The organism is Ruminococcus sp. AM31-15AC (assembly GCF_003462045.1).
Lineage (GTDB): Bacteria > Bacillota > Clostridia > Oscillospirales > Ruminococcaceae > Hominimerdicola > Hominimerdicola aceti.
Map to the genome: position 1 here is coordinate 25,667 of NZ_QTYG01000015.1, position 24,532 is coordinate 50,198.

Below are 24,532 nucleotides of genomic sequence, written 5' to 3' on the forward strand. Positions count from 1 at the left end.
GTATAAGTCAATAAATAAAGCCGTTGTTTTAAGAAACTCATAAGAATTTCCCTCATCTATAAAGACGTGCAATAACCAATAAAGTTGCAAACAAAAAAAATTTCCGCACACTATTTGCCCCCCTACATACAAACAGCATATTTACATTGCTTGTAGGGGACGGCGCCCTCGACGTCCCGCTTGTTTGACATTCTTGGCGAAACAGTGTTCGTCTGTTTCTGCTGTTTATTACATCTACCACCAACAACAAAAAAAGGGCAGCCCAAGCCGCCCTAATATGTATTATTTTTTCTTAGCCATAAGCCCTATCATTATAAGCACTACCACCGCACCGCCACCGATACAGCCGAAAAGCACCCAATCGGTCTCAGTGTTCTGGGTGGAGTTTTTCTGCGCCTTGATGACCCCCTGCTCCGCCATAGCCTCCGCCGCAGAGCTTTCCGTCACAATGGAGCTGTCCTCCACCTGAGGGCTGTCCGCATACACCGCCCACGGTATTATCATCATAAGCGACATCACAGTCGCCCCAAGCCCCGACAAAAGCTTTCTCGTCCTCATATAAAAAGACCTCCTCCGATACGCCTTTTATCAACAGCAAAGCTTTATCACAGAGCTGCTTAAAGTTTTCCTCATTCAATTATACACATTTTCCAATAAAATTACAAGCAGAATTTTGTACAAATCATACATTAGTTTACACAACAATATACACAACACCTCACGAATTACAAATAAATCGCTGTAAATTTTGATTTATCAGTTTATTAATTGTGTATTGTCACAAAAATATATAGCAAAATTCATCAAAAATAGCATTGAAATTCTTGCCTATATGTGATATAATAACGAATAGCAACATACTGTTCATACTTTACTTGTAAGGAGGTCTTTATTTTGGAAGAACGTATGCAAATTATACAGGCAGCAGGCAACAGCAAGATACAGATAGGCGTTATACCGGGTCACTATGCAACTAACCACTCGCATATCAATTATTATGTAGATATAACATCTCTAAAACTGGTTATAAAATGGCAAAGGAAGCCGCAAAGGCATTGGCAGCCACCTATGTTTCAACACATATCGACACTATCATATGCCTTGAAGGCACAGAGATCATCGGTGCCTTTCTCGCTGAAAGCCTTGGCGAAAGCGGCATAAACAGCGGTGCAGACGTAAATGTAGTAACACCTGAGCTAAACGCTGTAAATCAGATGATATTCAGAGATAACACTCAGAAGAAGATATGGGGCAAGCAGGTGCTTCTGCTTATCGCTTCCGCATCTACAGGAAAGAGCATAAACAGAGCTATCGACTGCCTGAAATACTATAACGGCAACCTTGTAGGAATAGCTTCCATATTCTCCGCTATCAAAGAGAACAACGGCATCGCTATCCATGCCCTTTTCACAGAAAAGGATCTGCCTGATTACATGACATATACATCATCAGAATGCCCAATGTGCAAATCAGGACAGAAGGTCGACGCTTTGGTAAACAGCTTCGGCTATTCAAAGATATAGCTTGTAACTTCATTCTCCATAAAAACAACGTTAAAGGGACGGAATTTGACTTCCGCCCCTTTTTCTTTTGCCAAAATGCGTAGAGACGACCTGATGTCGTCCACTTTGCTTATCACGCTTTTATGCCAATAAATTATCCAAACAAATGTGAAAACTTCTTTTTAAGCTCAGCCTTGTCAAAACCAAGACCAAGCACTATATAAAGTATCGAGCTTGCAAGCACCTGTATGCAGTAAGCAGGAGTCTGACCGAAAGCCGAGATTATAGCACTCTTTGAGAAACCGCCTGCCATAAAAATTCCCTCATAAAGACTGTAGCATACCACGCATATAACAAGTGCAGGGATAATGCCGAGAAGATTTCTCACGCAGATTATTTTCTCTGTCTTTCTTGAAAAGCAAAGAGCAGTTATCGCCTTTATAACGATAGTTCCCGGAAGCCATACCACAAATCCCGAAAGTCCGTCTGCAAGGCCTGCTCCGATAGCGCCTGCCGCCATTGCATAAGGTGTAGGAAGCATTGAAGCCGCAAGATAAATAAGTCCGTCACCTGCGTGTGTGTAGCCTGCACCCGTAGGAATGTGCAGCCATGCCGTAAGAACATATATCATTGCCGCAAAAAGACCTGTCACGCATATAAGCTGAATATGCTTTGTTGAATTTTTTACCTGAGCTATTGTACTCATTATTATCACTCCAATTTAATTATTTTACCATTTGTCGAAAAATTACATCATGTAGGGGACGACGCCCTCGGCGTCCCGCTCCTCACAATAGTACGATTTTAAACGTAATTTCTATATCCCCATAAACGCACTAATGCCTTTCCCCATTTTTCAGAGAAAAGACATATAATGCAATATTTGTGGTCGCCCACCATTATTCTTTATTTTCCGCTTATCATATCAAGGAAATACTGATGAACTGTCCTGTCCTCAGTAAGTTCAGGGTGAAAAGCCGCCGCAAGCTGATTTTTGTATCTCACCGCAGTGATGAAACCCTCGTGTTGTGAAAGCACCTCGCACTCATCATCAAACACCTTTTCGATATAAGGAGCTCTTATAAATACCTGGGTTATTTCCCTGCCCGCAAAATCTTCCTTGCATGAAAAGCTTCCAAGCTGTCTGCCGTAAGCGTTTCTTTTTACCCTCACAGGCAGTGTGCAGAAATTCTTTCTGTCATCATTGGATACCTCTTCTGCAAGCAGTATAAGCCCTGCACAAGTGCCGAAACAGTATCCGCCATTTTTGATGTATTCGCTCACAGGCTCAAAAAGTCCAAGCTCTCTTAACAGCTTTCCCATAACAGTGCTTTCGCCACCTGGGATAATGATGCCGTCAAAGCCGTCATCAAAATCACGAAGCTGCCTTATCTCTTTTACCTCTGCTCCTAAAGCCGTCAGAACTTTTTCGTGTTCCGCAAATGCCCCTTGCAGAGCCAGAACTCCGATCTTCATATTACTTGCCTCTCTCTGCCATGAGCAGCTTGATCTCCTGTTCGTTGATACCTACCATAGCCTCGCCAAGATCTTCAGAAAGCTCAGCCAGCATCTTAGGATCATTGTAATTTGTCACAGCCTGAACGATAGCTCTTGCCCTCTTCTCAGGGTCGCCTGACTTGAAGATACCCGAGCCTACGAATACGCCCTCTGCCCCAAGCTGCATCATAAGAGCTGCGTCCGCAGGAGTTGCAACACCGCCTGCCGCAAAGTTTACAACAGGAAGTCTGCCGTTGTCAGCAACATACTTAACGAGCTGATAATCAACTCTCAGATCCTTTGCAGCCTGATAAAGCTCGTCCTTTGACATTGAAGTAAGTCTCTTGATCTCGCTCATCATCATTCTCATATGGCGAACAGCCTGTACAACGTCGCCCGTACCCGGCTCGCCCTTTGTTCTTATCATAGAAGCGCCCTCGCTGATACGTCTGAGAGCCTCGCCAAGATCCTTTGCGCCGCAAACGAAAGGCACCTTGAACTGGGTCTTGTCAATGTGATACTTGTCGTCAGCAGGTGAAAGCACTTCACTCTCGTCGATGTAGTCGATCTCGATAGCCTCAAGTATCTGCGCCTCAGCAAAATGGCCTATCCTGCACTTCGCCATAACAGGGATAGAAACGGCTTCCTGAATACCCTTTATCATCTTAGGGTCGCTCATTCTTGAAACGCCGCCTGCCGCTCTGATGTCCGCAGGGATACGCTCCAGCGCCATAACTGCGCAAGCGCCTGCCGCCTCTGCGATCTTAGCCTGCTCAGGTGTTGTAACGTCCATTATAACGCCGCCCTTGAGCATTTGTGCAAGATTTTTATTAAGTTCATACTGTTCGCTCATGATATTTTCCTCCGATAAATTAATTTCTATCCTTATTTTATACCTCCGGACTATGATTTGCAAATGCCTCAGTTTCGCACTTTTTCCACCGCAGATTGTATCTTTTGCACAATCCAAAAGTCCTATCCGAACATCACATTTGTGCATCAAAGCAATACCATATCCCACAATAATTTTACAAGAACATGACAAAATCAATTATGCACAAAACCAAGCTGTAATATAGGTTTTCTTTTGTGCTATAGGTAGAAGATAAAAAGGCGTAAAAAAAGAGCGGTCATAGGCAAGACCGCCCCATTCTGCAAACAGACAGCTTAAAATCGCACAAAAAGCGCATAAAAAACGGGCGAGCAAAGCCCGCCCCTACAAAATATCAAATAACGTAATCATCTATCCTTGCATTTTCCTGATTTACAAGGTCCTGCAAAGTAATGCCGTCAACAACATCATTTATAGCACCGTAAAGCTTTTTCCATACCATCAGCGTTGAACAGCTGTCCTGACGCGGGCAGGTATTTTCTTCCCCCTCCAGACAAGCCACAGGAGCAAGACTTCCCTCTGTGAGCCTAAGTATCATTCCTACAGTGTATTCCTCAGGCGACTTTGCCAGCTTGTATCCGCCACCTGCACCACGAACGCTCTTTACAAAGCCCGCTCTTGCAAGAATGGATATTATCTGTTCAAGATACTTGTCGCTGATGTCTTGTCTTTCAGCGATCACTTTGATAGGCACATATCCGCTCTGCTCATGTAAAGCAAGGTCAAGCATAAGCCTCAGTGCATATCTTCCCTTTGTGGATATTTTCATCAGCGTCAGATCCTTTCATAAATCCTATAGAAAATCTATGATTAATTATATATCATATTTGTAAAAATGTCAAGCAAAAACCACCGCAAAGGGCGTATTTACAAAAAACTTCTTTTTACCCTCTTTATTTTTCTCAAAAAGTAGTGTATAATACAATTAAGTATACAAGTTCACAGCAAAGAAAATAAAGGGAGGTCAAAAGCTATGAAAAACAAGCTTAAAGTAAATATTTATAACCGTACATACAATCTGCTTTCCGAAGAGTCGCAGGAGTATACCAATAAACTTGCGTTGGTGATAAATTCAAAGATAAAAGGCATGATGAAAGCTATCCCGAGCCTTTCCGTTCAGGACGCCGCAGTGCTGACAGCACTTGATTGCCTTGACGAGCTTAGCAAGGCAAATCAGAATATCGAGAATATCCGCACCCAGATAAAGGACTATGTTGACGACGCAGGCAGAGCAAGAAGTCAGGCTGACGAAGCTCAAAAAGAAATAAGAGAGCTTCAGGCAAAAGTCCATGACCTTGAAGAACAGCTCGAAGCACGCACAGTTGTAAAAAGAGAGCCTGAGGACGAAGTTATAAACGCAAACGAGCTTCTTTCGCAGGAGATAAAGAACGCTATTGAAAGACCTGTCCACCCTAATCAGCCTAACAACGGCAATTTTGTCGGCACAGTGAATTACAGACCCGAGGGAGGAAGCCATTAATGGCTCACAAAGCTGAGATACTTGCCCCATGCGGTTCTTTTGAAACTCTCGAAGCCGCCCTTAGAAGCGGCTGTGACGCAGTTTATCTCGGGGGAGAGAAATTTTCCGCCAGACAAAATGCCGCCAATTTCACAGATGAACAGCTAAAAGAAGCCGTAAGGCTCTGTCACCTGCGAGGTGTAAAGGTCTATCAGGCGATAAACACTGTTGTCTTTGACGAACAGCTCGAAGAGTGCAAAAAAGCCGTCAAATTTGCCGCAGAAATTGGCGTTGACGGACTTATCACCCAAGACCTGACCCTTGTGAAAATATGCCGTGAATGTTGCCCCGACCTTGAATATCACGCTTCCACCCAAATGACCATCCACAGCGAAAGCGGTGTGAAAATGGCTAAAAACCTCGGTTTTTCAAGAGCCGTCCTGTCAAGAGAGCTTCCCGAGCATACCATAAAAGACCTCACCGCCCTTGGCATCGAAACAGAGGTCTTTGTCCACGGCGCACTTTGTATGTCCGTGTCAGGTCAGTGCTATATGAGTGCGTTGATAGGTTCGAGAAGTGCCAACAGGGGTCTTTGCGCACAGGCGTGCAGACTTCCCGCGCAAGGAGATAAGATAACAAAGGGGCAGGAGCGTTACGCCCTCTCTCTGAAAGATATGTCCTATGTTGATAAGCTCCAAAGGCTCGAAAAGGACGGAGTTTCCTCTCTTAAAATAGAGGGCAGAATGAAGCGCCCCGAATATGTTGCGGCGGCAGTGAACTGCTGTAAAAATTCTCTCGAAAACAAGCCTTATGACCTGAAAGCCCTTGAAGCGGTCTTTTCCCGCGGGGGCTTTACAGACGGCTATTACAATGGCAGATTAGGCAGAGAAATGTTCGGCACAAGGCAGAAAGAGGACGTTTCCGCCACCGCCAAAATTCTTCCCGAACTTCATGAGCTTTACCGCAGATGTGAAAAGCGCACAAAAGCCTTTTTCACCATAAAGCTTCAGGAAAATTCTCAGGCGGAGCTTTCTCTCCGTGACAGCGAGGGAAACACCGTGACCGTTTACGGCGATATACCACAAAAAGCCTTGAAAAAGGCCTGCGACAGCGACTATGTAAAAAAACAGCTCTCCAAGCTTGGGGACACCATATACGAGTTCGGAGGACTTGAAGCCGCCATAGGCAAAGATCTTGCCTATCCTGCTTCCGCACTTAATGACCTAAGACGGCAGGCGGTAGAAAAGCTTGACCAGAAGCGTATAGACTTTTTCACCCATACTGCAGATTTTACCGACAAATCACTTGCCGATCTTCCTACCCTGCCAAAAGCCTATGAACACAAAAAGATCCGCATAATGCTCTCAAAACTTTCTCAGCTTGAGGGTGTTGACCTTGACAAAGCAGAGCTTGTGGGCGTGCCAATAGAGATAGCGTCAGAAGCGGTAAAGATCGTGTCAGATAAAAGCAAGCTTATGATAATAATGCCTCGCTTCACATTCGACGAGAAAGCCCTATGTGAAAAGCTTTCAGCCGCAAAAGAAGCAGGCATAACAAAAATGCTCGCCATGAATATCGGCCACTGCCTTATTGCAAATGATCTTGGCTTTGAGCTTCACGCAGGCTATTCATTCAATCTCTGCAACTCAGCCGCATTGGACGAGGTAAAAAAACTTGGTGCAAAAGACTGCACAGTGTCCTTTGAGCTTAAAGCGTCGCAGATAGAAAAGTTAAAGAAGCCCATTGAGATAGGCTTTGTGGCATACGGCAGACTTCCCCTTATGCTCACAGCAAACTGTCCTATAAGAAACGATATGGCTGTAAAAACTGCAAGGGCAAGCTTTTTGACCGCACAGGCAGAGAGTTTCCGGTGAGATGTCCAAAGGGCAGAGATTGCGCAGAGATACTAAATTCCGATATTTTGTACCTTGCAGACAAGCTGACGGATTTTGACAATGCCGACTATATGGAGCTTCACTTCTATGAGGAGAATGCCCACAGGATAAACGAAATAATAAAGGCTTACCTTGGCGAAAGCAGCGCAAAGCCCGAAAACGCCACCAATGGCCTATACTACAGAGGAGTTTTATAAAATGAGATTACTTATAAAAAAGCTTAAGGAAAATGCAGTTATCCCTGCAAGACAAACAGAATTTAGCGCAGGCTATGACCTTTGTGCCTGCACAGACGCACCTGTAACCATAAAAGCAGGTCAAACCGAGAAAATACACACAGGCATATCAGCCGAAGTTCAGGGTGAGAAAAACTGCGTTCTTCTTATCTATGCCAGAAGCTCACTCGCATCAAAGTTCGGCATTGCCCCTGCAAACTGCGTTGGCGTTGTTGATTGGGACTACAGAGGTGAGATAATCTGCGCTCTCCACAACAGTTCAGACAAGGACTACACCATAAACAGCGGCGACAGGATCGCACAGCTTGTGATAACCCCTGTTTTCACTCCCGAAGTAGAGGAAGTAACAGAGCTTTCCGATACAGAGCGTGGCGCAGGCGGCTTTGGCTCAACAGGCAAATAAGAATGGTGAAAACTGCATATGAAAATTTACAACGTTAAAATAAAGACCATGGACAGCGACAGACGTGTTATTGAAAACGGCTGGGTTGAGATAACAGACGGCATTATTTCCGCTGTAGAAAGTGGCTCTCCCGAAGCTGTCACAACCGAAGATATCGACGGCAACGGCAGAACAGTTTACCCTGGTTTTATCGACATTCACACACATCTTGGACTATCCACAAGCGGCGTAGGCATGGAGGGCGAGGATTTCAACGAGGAATCTGAACCATGCACAGCTCATATCCGCATTGTTGACGGCATAAACCCTATCGACTATTCCTTTGAGCTTGCAAGAAAAGCAGGTGTAACATGCTGTCTTGTATCCCCAGGCTCAGCAAACCCAGTCGCAGGCAGTATTGCGGCAGTAAAAACCTATGGCAAGCGAATAGATAAAATGCTTGTAGGCACAGTTGGAATGAAATTCTCAATGGGTGAAAACCCTAAACTCACCTATTCTGACAAAGAGGACGCCCCCTACACCCGAATGGCAGTGGCAGGAATAATAAGAGAAGCGCTTATAAAGGCGCAGAAATATGGTGAAGCGGTCGAGCGTGCAATGGGAAGCGAGGAGGATATGCCTGAGTTTGACATGAAGTCGGAGGCTCTGCTCCCTGTTCTCAGAGGCGAAGTCAAGGCGCATTTTCACTGTCACAGGGCGGACGATATTTTCACCGCCATAAGGATAGCGAAAGAATTTGAGCTTGACTATGTGCTTATACACTGCACTGACGGTCATATCATAGCTGACGAGCTTGCAGAGGAAGAAGCAAGCTGTGTGATAGGTCCTGTAATATGCGACAGATGCAAGCCTGAAATGGCAAATCTTACCCCAGCCAATGCCGGCATACTTTCTTCTCACGGCATAAAGATAGCAATCTGCACCGACCACTCAGAGGTGCCGATAGAATATCTGCCCTTGTCAGCGGCTATTGCAGTAAAAAACGGACTTGACTATGAAAAGGGCATTGAAGCTATCACCTGCACAGCGGCAGAGATAGCAGGCATATCCGACCGGGTAGGCTCTGTAAAGACAGGGCTTGACGCAGACCTCACCCTATTCAGCGGCGACCCACTTGATGTAATGGTATCACCTGACATGGTGATATGCGGTGGAAAAATAATTTGATATGATACTAATGCGGAACGGTTTTCGTTTCGCATTTTTTATTTGTACTTGTGTTATCCGCACTTTGTTATGCACTTTACAAACCATGTAGGGGCTGGCGCCCTCGACAGCCCGCACCTGTTTGCCTGTCCATTCTTGCGGTAGCCATACAAAGTTCGGCACGTTGTTTCAAAATGCCATACGACACATATACACAATATTGCGAAACATAACCACTAAAAATTATTGCACAAACCCCGATAACCCCACAAATGGCGGTAGGGGCGAACAGCGTTCGCCCGCCTTTATTCGCCTACATGGTTTGTACAAATTCACCCCCCGCAACTCCTCGAAACGGGACGTCGTATTTCTGCAAAGCAGAAATTGCGCTGCTCCCCTACAGGTATTCGGGCAAGTTTCTGCCGCCGCAAAATCGCTTTGCTCTTTGCGGATATACGTTCTGCTTTGGGATAGAATAGCGGTGCAGATTGTGTTACTCCGATATTTCTTTTGTCTGATATCTTATTTCTATATGCTTTTAATACTACAATCTGCACCTAGTCGGCTATCGCCGAATGAGGCTCTGCCTCATACTCCGCTAGGGGCTTTGCCCCTAGACCCCACAAGCCCTCCAGCGCCGAGCTTGAGCGTGCGCTTTATCTCTCGCTTCGCTCGGTGCTTGGGGGCAGCTTTGCTCATTCCTCATTCCTCATTCCTAACTCCTCACTTGATCGTTTCTTTTACTTAAAATGCACAAAAATGCTTGAAAAATATCAAAAAATTTGCTATAATATTATTGATTATATCCGTATGCTTCAACAGCACCGAAAGGGAGTGACTTTTTTGCCGAAATTTGAAAGCGGTATGGAAAATATGGCGGATATGTTCGTCTTTGAAACAGGCGACCTTCTGGAAAAGTTGGACGAGATCCTTATGCGCACCGAGCAGGAAGACTCTATCTCCTCCGACGATATCAACGAGATATTCCGTACCATGCACACTATTAAAGGCTCTGCCGCCATGATGAGTATGCACAATATGTCTACCCTTGCCCACTCAGTTGAGGACCTCTTCTACATTATCCGTGAAGACCCTGCTGTGAAATATGACAAGCCTGCTCTCTATGAGCTTCTTTTCTCGGCTTCTGATAATCTTAAATCTGAGCTTGACAGCATTTATGACGACGCACCGCTCACCGATTTTTCAGAGCTTGAAAATAAGATACACGCCTTTGCTGCCACCATGAAAGGTCAGCCTGCCACAGACAGTTCCGATACTTCCTCAGCCGATACCGACACCTATGAGGGGCTTTTCCCTGATGATGAAAAAGAGGGCGTCCTCACCTATAAGGTCACATATTCCGAAAGCTGTGCAATGCCTGATATGCGTGCATTGGTGCTTTTGCGTGCCTTAGGTAAAATGTGCGAGGTAATAAAAACTTTCCCTGAGGATCTTGACGCCGACAATGCAGGGGACGAGATATCAAAAAAGGGACTTTACATAAAGCTTATCACCGATGACCCGAATGGCGTTCTTGACCTTATGAAAAACGCCGTGAACGTTGACAAAGCCGAGCAGGCGAAAAAGCCTGAGCAACCTGCTAACGCAGCCAAAAAACCTCAGCCTGCCCAAAAGTCTGCTCCGGAAAAGTCAGCCCCAAAGCCTGCTCAGCCTGCAAATGCAGTCCCCAAAAAGCATGCCGAAAAGCATGAGCAGTCCATGATATCCGTCAAGCTCGATAAGCTCAACAGACTTCTTGACCTTGTTGCTGAGATCGTTATAACCGAAGGTTCTGTTATCTCCTCTCCCGACCTGAAAAAAGCCGAGATAAACCTTGACCGCTTCAATAAATCCTCCCGTGAGCTGAAAAAGCTTACCGATGAGCTTCAGGACGTTGTAATGTCCATACGAATGGTGCCTGTTTCCACAGCATTTCAGAAGATGAACCGTGTTGTCAGGGATATGAACCAAAAGCTCAAAAAGAACGTTACTCTTGTGTTTGAGGGTCAGGAAACGGAAGTGGATAAATCTATCGTAGATATCCTCAATGACCCCCTTATGCACATTGTGAGAAACGCAGTTGACCACGGCATAGAAGACCCCGAAGTCCGTGCAAAAGCAGGCAAGACTGAGCCTGCCACAGTTACTCTGAGCGCAGGCTATGACTCCAACGAAGTGGTTATCTCCTGCCGTGACAACGGTGCAGGAATGGATACCGCAAAGCTTATGGCGAAAGCTAAGAAAAACGGTATGCTCACAAAGCCTGAGAATGAATATACCGACAAAGAGATATTCAATTTCGTTGTGGCGGCAGGCTTTTCCACCAATGATAAAATAACCGAATATTCAGGCAGAGGCGTGGGAATGGACGTTGTAAAGAAAAACCTTGAGAAAGTCGGCGGAAAGCTCTATGTTGACTCCAAGTTCGGCGAAGGCTCTGTCTTTACTATAAGGATACCACTTTCTCTGTCTATCCTTGACGTTTTAAGCGTTGACGTAGGTGGCGAGAATTTCTCTCTGCCTGTTTCCGCAGTTTCCGAAGCTTTCTCCTGCAAAGCCGAAAGCTTTATCACCGACCCCGAGGGCAACGAGTTTATAATGCTCCGTGAAAAATGTCTGCCTCTTATCAGAATGAGCGACCATTTTGATATACCAAATGCCGAAAAGGACGTAACAAAGGGCATAATGCTCTGTTGTAAAGACGGTGGCAAGGAAGCCGTCCTCATGGCAGACAGAATAACAGTTGACCAGCAGGTGGTAGTAAAACCGTTCTCACCTCTCCTTGATGCCTATCCCCTCAAGGAATCAGGCATGGCAGGCTGTTCGGTCCTCGGTGACGGCAGCATAACCATAATACTTGATATGAAAGAATTTCTTGGCAATTATGACTTCCGAAAGGGTGAATAAAGATGTCAGAACAGGATATAAACGAATTTTGTCAGAAGGGCGGAAAAATACTCTCCTTTGTTTCTGATGAAAAATATTACGCCTTTGAGGTAAAAGATGTCACCGATATAATAGGGCTTCTCCCCGTCACAAGGCTCCCGAAAACACCAAAGTTCATAAAAGGCGTTATAAATCTCCGAGGAAAAGCCGTTCCCGTGATAGATCTCCGCCTGCGCCTTGGACTGCCCGAAGGGGAGTATGACAACAGAAGCAGTACCATAGTGATAGAAGTCGGCTCAAATCAGGCTGGCATAATATGCGATAAGGTCTTGGACGTTGAGGATATCCTCCCCCAGCAGACCGCCGTGTCGCCCGTAAAAAACAGCCTTGTAAAATGCTTTATAAACGCAAACAACAAAAACATATCCCTGCTTGACCCTGATATTCTGGTCAGAACAAACAGGTAAAACATAATAACAAGGAGGAAGAGGAATGCTGTCACGTCTTGAGATCTCTCAGTCAGACTTTGACGAGCTTACTGCATTCATAAAAGAAAAATACGGTCTTGACCTTGCAAGGAAAAAGTCTATCGTTGAAAGCAGGCTGAGCAACTATGTATTGGACTGCGGCTTCAACAGCTTTTCAGAATATCTCAGCGCCGTCTACAGCGATGAAACAGGCAGAGAAACTGCCAACCTTATAAACCGCCTTACTACCAACCATACATATTTCATGCGTGAAACGGACCATTTCCAACACTTCATGGCGAAATTTCTCCCCTATGCCGAAAAAAATGTCCTCGATCATGATATGCGTATATGGAGTGCAGGCTGCTCATTCGGCAACGAGCCATATAATCTTGCCATGTGTATGGACGATTATTTCGGCTTTGATCGCCGTTTCTGGGACTTGAAAATACTTGCCACGGATATCTCCCTTAATGCACTGCGTTCTGCCAAAAACGGCATTTATACCGGTATGTCCATAAAGAATATCCCCGAAGATTGGCGTAAAAAGTATTTTCATCCATATTCAAACACAAAGGATCTCTGGCAGGTCAGCGATACAATAAGGCAGAATGTTGAGTTTCGCTACCACAATCTTATGGATGATTTCACTTTCAAAAAGAAATTCGACCTTATCGTCTGCCGTAACGTCATGATATATTTTGACGACGATACAAAAGCCGAGATATGCAGAAAATTCTATGACGCAATGGAGGAGGGCGGCTATTTCTATATCGGTCACGCAGAATCCGTGCCGAAGGATATGCCTTTTGTAAAAGTTGCCCCCGCAATATACCGCAAGCTGGGAGGGGATAAAAAATGACTCCTCTCTTTCTTGTGATAACCGAAAACAAAGCCTTTGCACAGCTTTGCAGAAAGGCCCTTACAAACGCAGGCTTCCAAAGCTCAAAACTCGCCTCAACGTGCCTTTGCAACGGCAGAAAAAGCGTCACTGCCCTTTCTCCGGACTATGTTCTTCTCGACGGCGATTGCCAGGACAATATGGACGATTACATCATAAGCCTTGCCCCACGATATTCTGTGCCTATAATCTATCTTACCATTCAGCACAACAATAAATATCCCATGATGCAGGCAGGTGCCATAGACGTCGTATATAAACCTGACGGCACTCCGTCTGATAACGAGCGTTTTCAGAAACGCTTTACCGAAAGCATACAGCGCCTTGAAAAAGCAAGAGCTAATTCTGTTGTGCATATACCTGCCATAAATACCTCCAGAATAATAGCCATAGGCGGTTCAACAGGCTCAACGGAAGCCCTGAAAGCTATACTCAAAGACCTCCGCCACGACCTGCCCCCTGTAGTGGCAGTCCTGCATATGCCTGCAGGCTATACAAGGATATATGCCGAACAGCTATGCACTGAAACCGGTCACAACGTTGTGGAAGCCAAAAGCGGTCTGTATCTCAGCCAAGCATGGTGGTAATAGCGCAGGGCGGTCAGCACCTTAGATTGTTCAGGGATAAAAAAGGCTATTTTGTCACCTCTGAAGCAGGTGTAAAGGTTTCAGGTCACTGTCCGTCAGTTGACGTGCTTTTTGACTCTGTGGCATACAGCGCAAAGCGTAACGCTATAGGCGTTATCCTCACAGGCATGGGCTGTGACGGTGCAAAGGGTATGCTCAACATGAAGAAAATGGGAGCATATAATATCGGACAGGACGCAGAAAGCTCCATAGTCTATGGTATGCCCAAAGCCGCATATGAAAACGGCTCAGTGTCAAAGCAGTGTCCCCTTGACAAGATAGCACAGGAGATACATTATCGCATCGACAGCGGCTTATGATAAAATATAACAAGGAGGGATAGCTGTGGAAAACAGCAGATATCTCATTTTCACCTCAGCAGGGCGAAGCTTTTCACTGCCCTTTGAGGATATAAAAATAATCATAGCGGCGCAGACCCCAACTCCCGTGCCTGATTTTCCCGATTATGTGCCGGGAACAGTGGTGAACGAGGGCGAGGTAGTGCCTGTCATAGACCTGCGCAGACGTTTCCACTATGAACCAAAAGAGATCTCCGACAGAGATTGCATAATAATCACAATGGGCGAAGAAGTTTCCGTAGGGCTTTTGTGCGACAGCGTAACAGGCTTCACGGATATTCCCGAGGATAAGCTGTGCAAAGCCCCAAACGTGAACGAAGAAGCCTGCGCAGATTTTCTAAAAGGAGAATTTCTTCTGGAGGGCAAGCCATGCTATGTCCTTGACAGCGAAAAAGTAATAAAGCTCAGCGACCGTGAAAAGGTAGCAAATACAGAGCGAAAGGATAAATAAAAATGAGAGAGATAAACGTTTCAGAAGTAGAAGAACTTGTAAGAGATCTGTGCATAAAAGCCAATCTGTATCTTCCTGAGGATATGGAAAGCTGTATAGAGTGCAACGCCAGGAAAGAGCAGTCCCCGGTGGGAAAGAACGTCTTTGCTGATATCCTTGACAATATGAGAGTAGCAAGAGAAGAAACTATCCCTATCTGTCAGGACACAGGCATGGCAGTTATCTTCATGACCGTAGGACAGGACGTGCATTTTGTAGGCGGTTCGCTGAATGAAGCCATAAATAAAGGCGTAGCAAGAGGCTATACAGAGGGCAGACTGCGCTGTTCCATAGTATCCGACCCATTGGAAAGAGTAAACACAGGGGATAATACACCGCCTGTTGTGCATCTTAAAATAGCAGAGGGCGAAAAGGTAGAAATAATGGTGGCACCAAAGGGCTTTGGCAGCGAAAATATGTCACAGCTCAAAATGATGACCCCGTCAGTGACCGAGGACGAGATAGTGGATTGGGTAGTGTCAGTGTGTGCAAAAGCAGGCTCTAACCCATGTCCGCCAATAGTCATAGGCGTAGGCATAGGCGGCGACTTTGAGAAGTGCGCATACCTTGCAAAGAAAGCACTGTGCAGAAGCGTATCAAAGAGAAATCCAAAGGAACGTTATGCAAAGCTTGAAGCGAAAATGCTGGAGAAAATAAACCTCCTTGGCATAGGACCACAAGGCTTTGGCGGCACACAGACCTGCCTTGCAGTAAATATAGAAGAAGCACCGACCCATATCGCAGGCCTGCCGGTGTCAGTGAACGTAGGCTGTCATGTGACAAGACACGCAAGCGGAGAGATATAAGGGCATAATGTGGGGCGAACAGTGTTCACCCGCCTTTGTTCGTTTGAATGACTTCACGAAAAAACAAAACTCACTACTTCGATAACGGGACTTCCGCCGCAAAATCGCTTCGCTCTTTGCGGATTTACATTTGCTAAGGGATAGGGAAAACGGTGCAGATTTTTGCTCCGATATCACCTTTGTTTGATATCGGACTTTCATGTGCTTTTTTTCTCATTAAATCTGCACCTAGTCGGCTTACGCCGAATGAGGCTCTGCCTCAAACTCCGCAAGGGACTCTGTCCCTTGACCCTGCAAGCCCTCTAACGCCGGGCTTGTGCCTGCGTTTTACCTCTCGCTTCGCTCGGTGCTAACTTTTACTTTGTGCTTGTGCACAACTCTGGTCAGCTTTGCCAATTCCTCACTCCTCACTCCTCATTCCTCATTCCTCATTCCTCATTTCTACCTCTTTTCTCCACAACACCAATACCCCGATAACATTCGGCACTGCCATAAGTCCATTGAAGATATCCGACACTCCCCACACAAGCTCCATGCTCCACATCGTTCCAATGCACCCACAAGCTATAGCCATGATTCTATATATCATATCACTTCGAGGAAAAAGATATCTCCAAGCCCTCTCCCCTATGAAAAACCACCCTGCCACTGTCGCTAATGCAAAAAGTATCAGCGAACCTGACATGAAATACTTCCCCGCTCCACCAAGAGCAGCATTGTAAGCCCTCACTGCCATATCCTCCCCCGTGAGGTCAGTGCCGCTTATTATTATCACCACAGCCGTCAAAGTGCATATGACAAAGGTATCTATAAAAACCTCAGCCATTGCCCATGTTCCCTGCAATTCAGGCGACTTTATCCTGCACGAGCTGTGTACTGCCACCGTCGAGCCTAAGCCTGCTTCGTTTGAAAACGCTCCACGCTTTAACCCCTCCACCATGGAAAATATTATCGTCCCTGCCGCCGAGCCTGTTATGCAGGCTGTGGGGCAAAAGGCGTTTTTTACTATCATTGCTATCGCTCCTGCGGCTTTTAATGGGTGAAATATTATCACTCCCAAACTGCCGCCTATGAAAAGCACAGCCATTATGGGCACAAGCTTTTCGCAAAGACAAGCTGCTGAGTTTTTTCCCACAGCTACTAAAAATACGAAAATAAGCACCACAAGTGCAAATATATATGAGGGTATCCCAAAACCCTCTCGGGCAGCCGCAGCCGCCGAACCCGTCTGCACCATGTTGCCCATTCCAAGGGACGCACCCACCGTAAAAACTGCAAACAAAACAGCCGTGAGCTTCGTTCTGCCTATTTTTTCGAGATAAGACGCCGCACCGCAAAGCTTTCCGTCAGAGCATCTCACTCCCAGATAGTTTTCGCAGTAGGCAAGCCCCATTCCAAAAAATGCAGATACCCACATCCAGAATACCGAGCCTGTGCCCCCTATCCTGATACATTCCCCCACGCCCACCACCGAGCCTGTTCCTACAGTCGCCGCAAGCGCCGTGGAAAATGTCTGAAACTGCGAGAGAGAATCGCTTTCGGAGTTTTCTTTTTTAAACAGCGTAAAAACCGTTTTCTTCATTATTTTTAAAATGTGTATCTGTGGGAATCCAAGCTTTATGCTCAGATATATTCCGCCCCCAAGCAAAAGTATCAAAAGCGGAACGCCCCACAAAAACGAATTTATCTTGTTTATTATAGCCGTAAGTTCCATAGCTTTCCCCCGAAAACACTTTTTTCGTGCAAATAATTGCCTTATAAATGATATGATATAAAAGGGAGATTAATTCTTGAAAACTGAGATAACCATACATACAAATACGCAAAAAAACAAACAGCGAGGTGAACGTCCTCAAATGCACAGATATAAGCCCTCAAAAATACCGCTTTTTATCTTCTGGGCTATCCTTGCGGTAATATTGTTTCTTATCCGCTATGCGGTCAATCTCATAGAAAAACTTATCCCATTTTCCGTGAATTATATCCTTATGCCAATGTGGATAATCGCCGCACTTTTTTGCCTGCTGGTGCTTCCCTTTTATTTCATCAGATCTTATTTCACCGTCAGCTCAAAAGAAGTCACCGCCTTTACAGGGCTTTTCTTTACCATGCGGCATTTTATGCCCACCTCGGCAATAAAATCCGTCACAACTATCATAACTCCACTAGGCAGTATAACAGGACTTAACTTCGTTGTCTTAAACGCCTTGGGCGCAAGACTTCTTATACCTTTTATGAGCCGCCGTGATGCCATGGAAATATCCGCCATAGTAAACAGCTCCATACGAAACAGAGAACGCAAAGAAGACTAGATACCATAGACAGGAAAGGTTTAAATGAGCCGCAGAGAAACTATCAAAGAAAAAAGCAGCTGGCTGAAGAATTTCTTCGCCCACCGCCAGCACCCTATAATGATATTATCTTATACAACTAAATATATGTGGCTTCTTGCTATCCCTCTTGCCAAGTATCTCATAGCCGCAAAATTCAACTTTCAAAGCTGGTTTCAGGCACATTGGGTTGATATCCTCACTATCACATTTATCTTCGGCTACGCTTTCCTGCGCTGGATATTCGTCTACTATGAGCTTGAAGAAGATTGCATCATAGCCCACACAGGCTATTTCGGCATAACACGGACAAAGGTCTATTTTGCGAGATAAGCTCATTGTCACTGTCACAAGGATATATTTCCAGACTTATACATTCCTGTGCCGTATACATAGACACCGATGCAAAATCACTGCAAAATGCAGATATAATGCTCACCCTTACAAAAAAACGAGCCTTTGAGCTTTATCATTTTGCCACTGCCAAATGCAAAAACAAACCTAAATATGTCTACAACTCAAAGAAAAGCCTGCTCGTTATATTCTCTCTTATCTTTTCATCAACTCTGTCAGGCATGATAATCGTGCTGTCGGTACTTTACGAAGCATATAGGATAGTAGGACGAGAGGCGGAGGAACAAATACTCCGCAGAGTGAATACGGAGATAGCAAAAGTTCCGGTGCTTGCAGAAGTGCCTGAATATATCCTTATCGCAGGCGGTGTGCTGGCAGGAGGCTGGCTCATATCATTTCTGTCGAACCTAATGCGCCACTGGAATTTTTCCTGCACACGCTGTGCCGACCTTTTCATAATCAGAAGCGGGATAGGCACAAGACGCAGACACGTCCTCTATAGAGATAGAGTAAACTATATCGACCTAAGACAATCATTGCTTATGAAGATATGCAAAATAACCTCTGTGTCTGCCCACTGTACAGGATACGGAAAAAGACGGCTTGAAATATCAGCACTTATACCGATAACGACAAACGGACAGGTTGACCGCTCCCTGAAGATGCTCATGCCAAAAATACCGCCGGTGAAAAGCGACATCTCCACAGGAAAAGCCGACCTTGGCAGATTTATAACGATACCGCTCATATGCACGTTTATACCCATCGTATCAGGAAGAGGAGCGCTTTACTTTTTTCCTAACTGGAAAAGAGAAATAACCATACTTGTTATACTAACTACCATACCATTGCTGTGGCTCGTCATGGTCAAGGCGGCGGCAGCGTTCACAACATCAATAGGCTTTGAAAACGGGTATTGTACATTGTCATATTGTAAATGGTATAGCTTTCATAAATCAATAGCCGCACTTGACAGAGTGTCAATGGTAACGGTCATGCAAAATCCGTTTCAGAAGATAAGCCATACTTGTGCCGTGAGAGTTTATACCAATTCGGAGAGTACAGACTATCATACTGTAAAGGGACTTAATTATGATAAGGTTATAAAATTGTTGAACAGGAATGGGTATGCGGTGTGAAAAATGAGGAATGAGAAGTGAGGAATGAGGAATTAGCATAGCAGACCAAAGTTACCCCTCAGCACCGAGCGAAGCGAGCAAAAGGTCCAGGGACACGTCCCTGGTCAGGGTCAAGGGGTGAAACCCCTTGTGGGTACAGGGCAAAGCCCTGTCGGAGTATGAGGCAGAGCCTCATTCGGCGCAAGCCGACCAAGCGGTGCAGAGTAAAGCAAAAAAGCATATAGAATTAGTGCTTTATTATAAATGTATATCGAAGAAACAAAATCTGCACCGCTTTTCTATCCTCCTGCACAAAGTAAAATCCGCAAAGAGCGAAGCGATTTTGCGGCGGTAGAACTTGCGACCATAATGTAGGGTTTGACAGACGACCGACACGGGCGACCAGAGGTCGCCGCTACACAGTTTGATAAACAAATATCATCAGGGACGACCACCTCGTCCCCGATTTTTTTATTCAAAAAAAATTTTTCACTGCAACATTTCAGTGAAAAATATACACTTATATTATGACGGACGACAGGGGGGATCAGATTGGACAAAAAGGGAAGAAAAAAGCTCGCAGAACTTGCGGTGAACGGCGATACGGACGCCTTTTCTAAGCTCTATGGAGAGATATATAAGGAGCTTTATTATTACGCCCTCGCTAACCTGCAAAATGCCGAGGACGCCGCCGATGCAGTGCAGGACGCTGTGCTGGACGGCTATATGAGCATCTCCTCGCTGCGGAAAAGCGAAGCTTTCGATAGCTGGATGTTCAAAATTCTGGTCGCCAAGATCAAACAAAAACAAAAGGAATACGCCCAAAGACGCTCTAACCTCGATTATATTAATGAAAGCGACGCAATAATCAAGGACGAAAACGGATTCGAGCGGTGCGAGATCTTAGAAGAGTTTGCTGATCTCAGTGAAGCGGAAAGACTCTGTATATCACTTCACTGTATAGCAGGCTACAAAGGCAGGGAGATAATGGAGATAACAGGTATTAAAGATACGACAGTCCGTTCCCATATATCCAGAGGTAAAGCAAAAATACGCAGTAAGCTGTTTGGAAAGGAGGTGACATGATGAGAAATTTAAGAAAACGCAGAAAGCTTATCAGACAAATGGAACAGGCAAACAAAATTCCTGATAAGCTCATGCCCCAGGAAATAAAAGATATGCTGGACGTGGCAGGATTCAGACCCGTTATCGAAAATACTCCAAATAGTGCAGAGATAAAAATAAACAGCGGCAGAAGCAACGCCCTGAGATGTCTGGCTGTGGTGGCGGCTTTCGTCCTTGTGGTAGGCGGATTTGCTGTGCTTAGGTTCAGCAATACCCAGTTCGTCAAAAAATACCCCAACACCGCTTCTTCACAGTCCGCTGACGCCTCAGGTCTTGACGGCCTCCGTGGAACGACCTATAAGGGTCTTTACAACTATATAAATAGCAACAGCAAAAACATAGAGGACTTTATAGTTGACAATAGCTATATATTCAAAAATATCGACGCTTTGTCTGTTGATGACGATGACTATGTGGCTTTGTATAAGCAGGCACTTAGAGATCACCAGCTCACCCCTAACCCCGCTGATATACAGCTCACTCGCTCAGGCGTGGATATCACCCCCACAACCAGCATAGATGAGCTGGAAACAAACATAACCTACGGAAATGCCCATTTCATTACTGACAATGGCGGTATCGACGTTTATATTACCCAAAACGGAAATATCACAAAGTCAGAACAGGATATCTTTGCGGAAACCTTCCTTAAAAAAGGTCTTGTCGACATTGCCGAATACGAACAGTACGGCTGTAAGTTCGCTCCAAGCGTTGTTGCAATGTATTTGGATAATAACGAGCTTTACGCTTTCTTCGACTTTATCTTACCCGTGAAGGCAGGAAAGAAAAACCTCGATATCGAATACTGCGGAATGTGCGTGTTTGACGTGAGCGACCCTGAGAATATCAAGCTCATAAGCGAGTTTGAACAACCCGGCGTGCTGGAGGGCATAAGAAAAGTTGACGGAAAGTTTTTCATCGTGTCACGCTACACCCGAGCAGCTTCACTGCTATTAGATGACCAAAAGCCCGAGGATATCGCACCCGTGCGATACATCAATGGTGAAAAACAGCTTTTTGAAGAAAGTGAAATGTATATCACAGCCAGAGATAATACACCGTCCATGATCCTGCTTTCGTCCTTTGACGGAAAAAATCAAGGCTCATACATGGCTTCAAAGCTTATCGCCTGCGGTGAAAGCAGCATCTTAATGGGAACAGACAACATTTATATTTTAAGAGCATATTCTTTTGAAAAAACAGACGGATACAGCACAGTGCCAACAAGAGCGCTTATTACAAGAATAAACTACGGCGGCGGCGGCATGGAGCTTAACAAAACCCAGACCGTCACAGGCGCAGACGCCGAGCATATAAGCCACGCCATATCAGGAGATGAGTATAACGGCAAATTGTCGCTGTTCTCAAACGACTCTGCAAACATTTACGATATCAACACACACAATATCTATTATAGCGGCATTAATATCTGCACCCTGTGGCTTTTTGACAATGACCTTGGCGGCCCTGTGAAAAAGACCCTCACATACGAGGACACTGATTTCGAGAGTGCAAGATATAACACGTTCTATCATTCTATGCTGTATGTTTACAGAGATTATTCTTCCGCTTACAGCAATGATGACACTTATCAGGCAGCGAACAATATCCAGCTTGATGAAGTATATGATTTCTCAGACCCAAACAAGATAACTCAGGTGACCCCTGATGATAAAATGATAGCAGTGTCAACGGCAAACAACTTCTTCCATTATAGCCTGACAAACTATAATGACGATATCGCCGTGCGTACCGACAGCACGTCATTTGACTCTTTCAGCGTAAAGATACTCGACAAGAGCAAAACAGAAAAGCAAGAAACCCTTTTATACGGCTCAAGCGGCAAGGGCATAGCGAATGCTAACGGCACAGTGGATCAGGTGCAGGTTTATGACACAGAGGTAGTAAAGAAATTCAACTTCTTCAAGACTATACAGGAATACAAATATCACGAGAAAGAAATGGGAACAACAGTTGATAAAGCGGACATCACCCAGAGATCTGCCTACACTGTTTTTTCAAATTCAATAATAACAGACAACGAAAACGGATATATAGCCATACCATTCAATGACATTACCACAGTAGGCAAGACCACCGACGGCTACAATTTGGACTATACCTATTATAATAAAACTATAGAAAAAATGCTGGTAATGAAATATGACATAGAAACAAAAACTTTCAGCGAGTATGGAACTATAAAGCTTGACGAATATACGGATTATTATGACGATTATTTCGATCATGCTAGTGAAGACGAGATCACGGCTATGGTCAACGACAATGACCAGAGAGATCGTTACCGCAGTGCATTCGTTCAGGACGGATATATTTATATCTTCTCCGACAGACAGATACGCTCATACAGCTATGCCGATCTCTCAAAACCCACTGACAGTGTAGACATAGTTAAATAGCATTACACCAAATTTCCCCTTTAGCACCCGACGGATAAATTTCTGTCGGGCGTTTTTTTCGCTAAAACGTTTTCGTTATTGCACACAAATAAAACCACCGCAAATTGTATAGTATGTACAATAAATGTTCACAGTAATATAACCAATTGAAATTCTGTTTGTGCTAAAATAATATGGTTTTAGGAATAAATATCAGACATAAACAGGAGAAAGAATTATGAAAGACCTAACGAAAGGAAATATCACAAAGCTAATTTTGATGTTCGCCCTGCCCCTTCTGCTTGGCAACGTTTTTCAGCTTTTTTATAATCTTGCCGACACCCGTATCGTGGGACAGACCCTAGGCAAAAACGCCATAGCCGCCCTTGGCGCAACTTCATCAGTGAACACCGTCATAATAGGCTTTCTGAACGGTCTTACAAACGGCTTTGCCCTTGTGACGGCACGCTTTTTCGGTGCAAAAGAGTTTGACCGCCTGAAAAAGTCCGTCGCCCACGCCCTTACCCTAGGTATCGCAACGGCAATAGCCCTCACTGCCCTCAGCCTTGCCTTTATCGACCCACTGCTGAAAGCGTTGAACACGCCTGACAACATCTTTAAGCAGGCAAAAACCTACATAGTCATAATCCTTGCAGGAATGATAATATCAATGTTCTATAACATCTGCGCAGGTATCCTCCGTGCAGTGGGCGACACTGTTTCGCCACTTATCTTCCTTATAATATCAACTATCGCTAATATCGGGCTTGACCTTCTCTTTATCCTAGGCTTTAAAATGGGTGTTGAGGGTGCAGCCTATGCCACCCTTATCGCACAGGGTATCTCAGTTGTGCTTTGTATAATATACATCATTAAAAAACACAAATTTCTTATCCCATCAAAAAGCGACTTCCGCTTTAACTTCAAGCTCGCAGGAGATATGTATGCAACAGGAGTTTCAATGGGACTTATGATATCTCTCGTTGGTATCGGCACTGTTATAATGCAGGGCGCAATAAATATCTTCGGCACTGACATAATAGTCGCCCACACCACCGCAAGAAAAATATCTGAGATCTTTATGCTCCCTATATCCGTTTTCGGTGCAGCTTCAGCAACCTTTTCAAGCCAGAACTACGGTGCAGGCAGGATAGACCGAGTAAAAGAGGGCGTGAAAAAAGCGACCCTCATAACATGGGGCTGGTCTGTTATCGTAATAGCCGCAACATGGCTTTTCACACCATTTTTCGCACACCTTATCACAGGTATCAGCGACCCTGAGATAGTGGGTACAGTGGAAAAATACATGAAAATAAACACAGCATTTTACTTTATCCTCGGCATAGTAATAGTTTTCAGAAACGCACTTCAGGGCGTAGGAGATAAGATAACACCTATAGCTTCAAGCATAATAGAGCTTTTGGGCAAGTTCGCAGTGGCAATGATACTCGCCCCACGCATGGGATATTTCGGCATCATGATAAGCGAACCCCTTGTGTGGGCAGGCATGGCAGTGATGCTCGGCATAGGCTTTGCCGCTAATAAGACCTTCCGTAAAGAGAATATTCCCAATACGGCAGAACAAATGTAAATAGTTTGTTAATTTACATAAAACAGATAGCTCCCTATGTAGAAAAAAGT

23 protein-coding genes and 1 pseudogene are annotated in these 24,532 nt (G+C 44.9%); 18 read left to right on the plus strand and 6 right to left on the minus strand.

Translation table 11 applies throughout. The features are described 5' to 3' along the window. Positions 1–282: 282 nt before the first annotated feature. A complete protein-coding gene (locus DW793_RS06180) occupies positions 283–558 on the minus strand; it encodes a hypothetical protein (protein ID WP_117863626.1) in 276 nt (91 codons plus the stop codon). A 473-nt stretch (positions 559–1,031) separates the two neighbouring features. On the opposite strand from DW793_RS06180, the gene DW793_RS06185 reads away from it, so the two are divergent. Further along, positions 1,032–1,523 carry a phosphoribosyltransferase gene (locus tag DW793_RS06185; protein ID WP_390624646.1) on the plus strand — a complete coding sequence of 164 codons (492 nt, stop codon included), beginning with the start codon at positions 1,032–1,034 and terminating at the stop codon, positions 1,521–1,523. 133 nt (positions 1,524–1,656) lie between these two features. Here DW793_RS06185 and DW793_RS06190 read toward each other — a convergent pair whose 3' ends face one another. From DW793_RS06190 to DW793_RS06205, 4 genes are all read right to left on the minus strand, one after another. Beyond that, positions 1,657–2,208, minus strand: a complete 552-nt coding sequence (locus tag DW793_RS06190) for a TIGR04002 family protein (RefSeq protein WP_118157374.1) — start codon at positions 2,206–2,208, stop codon at positions 1,657–1,659. A 200-nt stretch (positions 2,209–2,408) separates the two neighbouring features. Beyond that, positions 2,409–2,978: a pyridoxal 5'-phosphate synthase glutaminase subunit PdxT gene (gene pdxT, locus DW793_RS06195; protein ID WP_118157375.1), complete on the minus strand. Its 570-nt coding sequence runs from the start codon at positions 2,976–2,978 to the stop codon at positions 2,409–2,411. A gap of 1 nt (position 2,979) precedes the next feature. Beyond that, entirely contained in the window at positions 2,980–3,855 is an 876-nt protein-coding gene (gene pdxS / locus DW793_RS06200; RefSeq protein WP_278278267.1) for a pyridoxal 5'-phosphate synthase lyase subunit PdxS, read from the minus strand. Between the two features lie 370 nt (positions 3,856–4,225). Further along, positions 4,226–4,660, minus strand: coding sequence for an RrF2 family transcriptional regulator (locus DW793_RS06205; protein WP_117896571.1), 435 nt, complete (start codon positions 4,658–4,660; stop codon positions 4,226–4,228). A 204-nt stretch (positions 4,661–4,864) separates the two neighbouring features. Here DW793_RS06205 and zapA point away from each other — a divergent pair, with 204 nt between their 5' ends. The 11 genes and pseudogenes from zapA to DW793_RS06255 all read left to right on the plus strand — a co-directional run bounded on the left by zapA (position 4,865) and on the right by DW793_RS06255 (position 15,565). Next, positions 4,865–5,371, plus strand: coding sequence for a cell division protein ZapA (gene zapA / locus DW793_RS06210; protein WP_022288696.1), 507 nt, complete (start codon positions 4,865–4,867; stop codon positions 5,369–5,371). Next, positions 5,371–7,224, plus strand: coding sequence for a U32 family peptidase (locus tag DW793_RS06215; RefSeq protein WP_252969699.1), 1,854 nt, complete (start codon positions 5,371–5,373; stop codon positions 7,222–7,224). The genes zapA and DW793_RS06215 overlap by 1 nt, the downstream gene beginning before the upstream one ends. After that, positions 7,221–7,442 carry a hypothetical protein gene (locus DW793_RS15265; RefSeq protein ID WP_252969700.1) on the plus strand — a complete coding sequence of 74 codons (222 nt, stop codon included), beginning with the start codon at positions 7,221–7,223 and terminating at the stop codon, positions 7,440–7,442. Before DW793_RS06215 ends, DW793_RS15265 begins: the two co-directional genes overlap by 4 nt. 1 nt (position 7,443) lies before the next feature. Continuing rightward, entirely contained in the window at positions 7,444–7,884 is a 441-nt protein-coding gene (dut, locus tag DW793_RS06220) for a dUTP diphosphatase (RefSeq protein WP_022288698.1), read from the plus strand. 18 nt (positions 7,885–7,902) lie between these two features. After that, positions 7,903–9,051, plus strand: coding sequence for an amidohydrolase (locus DW793_RS06225; protein WP_118157376.1), 1,149 nt, complete (start codon positions 7,903–7,905; stop codon positions 9,049–9,051). Positions 9,052–9,873: 822 nt separating this feature from the next. Beyond that, a complete protein-coding gene (locus tag DW793_RS06230) occupies positions 9,874–11,937 on the plus strand; it encodes a chemotaxis protein CheA (protein WP_118157377.1) in 2,064 nt (687 codons plus the stop codon). A gap of 2 nt (positions 11,938–11,939) precedes the next feature. Next, positions 11,940–12,383, plus strand: a complete 444-nt coding sequence (locus tag DW793_RS06235) for a chemotaxis protein CheW (protein WP_022288702.1) — start codon at positions 11,940–11,942, stop codon at positions 12,381–12,383. A gap of 25 nt (positions 12,384–12,408) precedes the next feature. Then, positions 12,409–13,245 carry a CheR family methyltransferase gene (locus DW793_RS06240; RefSeq protein WP_118157378.1) on the plus strand — a complete coding sequence of 279 codons (837 nt, stop codon included), beginning with the start codon at positions 12,409–12,411 and terminating at the stop codon, positions 13,243–13,245. Positions 13,246–13,511: 266 nt separating this feature from the next. Further along, positions 13,512–14,230: pseudogene (locus tag DW793_RS06245) on the plus strand (CheB methylesterase domain-containing protein). Positions 14,231–14,255: 25 nt separating this feature from the next. Further along, the gene (locus DW793_RS06250) at positions 14,256–14,720 is read left to right on the plus strand and encodes a chemotaxis protein CheW (protein WP_181982547.1); all 465 of its coding nucleotides are present in this window, start codon (positions 14,256–14,258) and stop codon (positions 14,718–14,720) included. 2 nt (positions 14,721–14,722) lie between these two features. Continuing rightward, positions 14,723–15,565, plus strand: a complete 843-nt coding sequence (locus DW793_RS06255; protein ID WP_117927953.1) for a fumarate hydratase — start codon at positions 14,723–14,725, stop codon at positions 15,563–15,565. Positions 15,566–15,986: 421 nt separating this feature from the next. Here the strand turns inward: DW793_RS06255 and DW793_RS06260 are convergent, their stop codons facing one another. Beyond that, a complete protein-coding gene (locus DW793_RS06260; RefSeq protein ID WP_118157380.1) occupies positions 15,987–17,279 on the minus strand; it encodes an alanine/glycine:cation symporter family protein in 1,293 nt (430 codons plus the stop codon). A gap of 142 nt (positions 17,280–17,421) precedes the next feature. On the opposite strand from DW793_RS06260, the gene DW793_RS06265 reads away from it, so the two are divergent. From DW793_RS06265 to DW793_RS06290, 6 genes are all read left to right on the plus strand, one after another. Continuing rightward, on the plus strand, positions 17,422–17,877 hold the full coding sequence (locus DW793_RS06265) for a hypothetical protein (protein WP_046440618.1): 456 nt from the start codon (positions 17,422–17,424) through the stop codon (positions 17,875–17,877). 24 nt (positions 17,878–17,901) lie between these two features. After that, positions 17,902–18,228 carry a hypothetical protein gene (locus tag DW793_RS15270; RefSeq protein ID WP_252969702.1) on the plus strand — a complete coding sequence of 109 codons (327 nt, stop codon included), beginning with the start codon at positions 17,902–17,904 and terminating at the stop codon, positions 18,226–18,228. A 5-nt stretch (positions 18,229–18,233) separates the two neighbouring features. After that, positions 18,234–19,388 carry a PH domain-containing protein gene (locus tag DW793_RS06270; RefSeq protein ID WP_252969703.1) on the plus strand — a complete coding sequence of 385 codons (1,155 nt, stop codon included), beginning with the start codon at positions 18,234–18,236 and terminating at the stop codon, positions 19,386–19,388. Between the two features lie 531 nt (positions 19,389–19,919). Then, positions 19,920–20,453, plus strand: a complete 534-nt coding sequence (locus tag DW793_RS06280) for an RNA polymerase sigma factor (RefSeq protein WP_022288710.1) — start codon at positions 19,920–19,922, stop codon at positions 20,451–20,453. Then, positions 20,453–22,912, plus strand: coding sequence for a hypothetical protein (locus DW793_RS06285; protein WP_118157382.1), 2,460 nt, complete (start codon positions 20,453–20,455; stop codon positions 22,910–22,912). The genes DW793_RS06280 and DW793_RS06285 overlap by 1 nt, the downstream gene beginning before the upstream one ends. A 217-nt stretch (positions 22,913–23,129) precedes the next feature. Then, a complete protein-coding gene (locus DW793_RS06290; RefSeq protein WP_117863613.1) occupies positions 23,130–24,482 on the plus strand; it encodes an MATE family efflux transporter in 1,353 nt (450 codons plus the stop codon). Positions 24,483–24,532 lie beyond the last annotated feature (50 nt).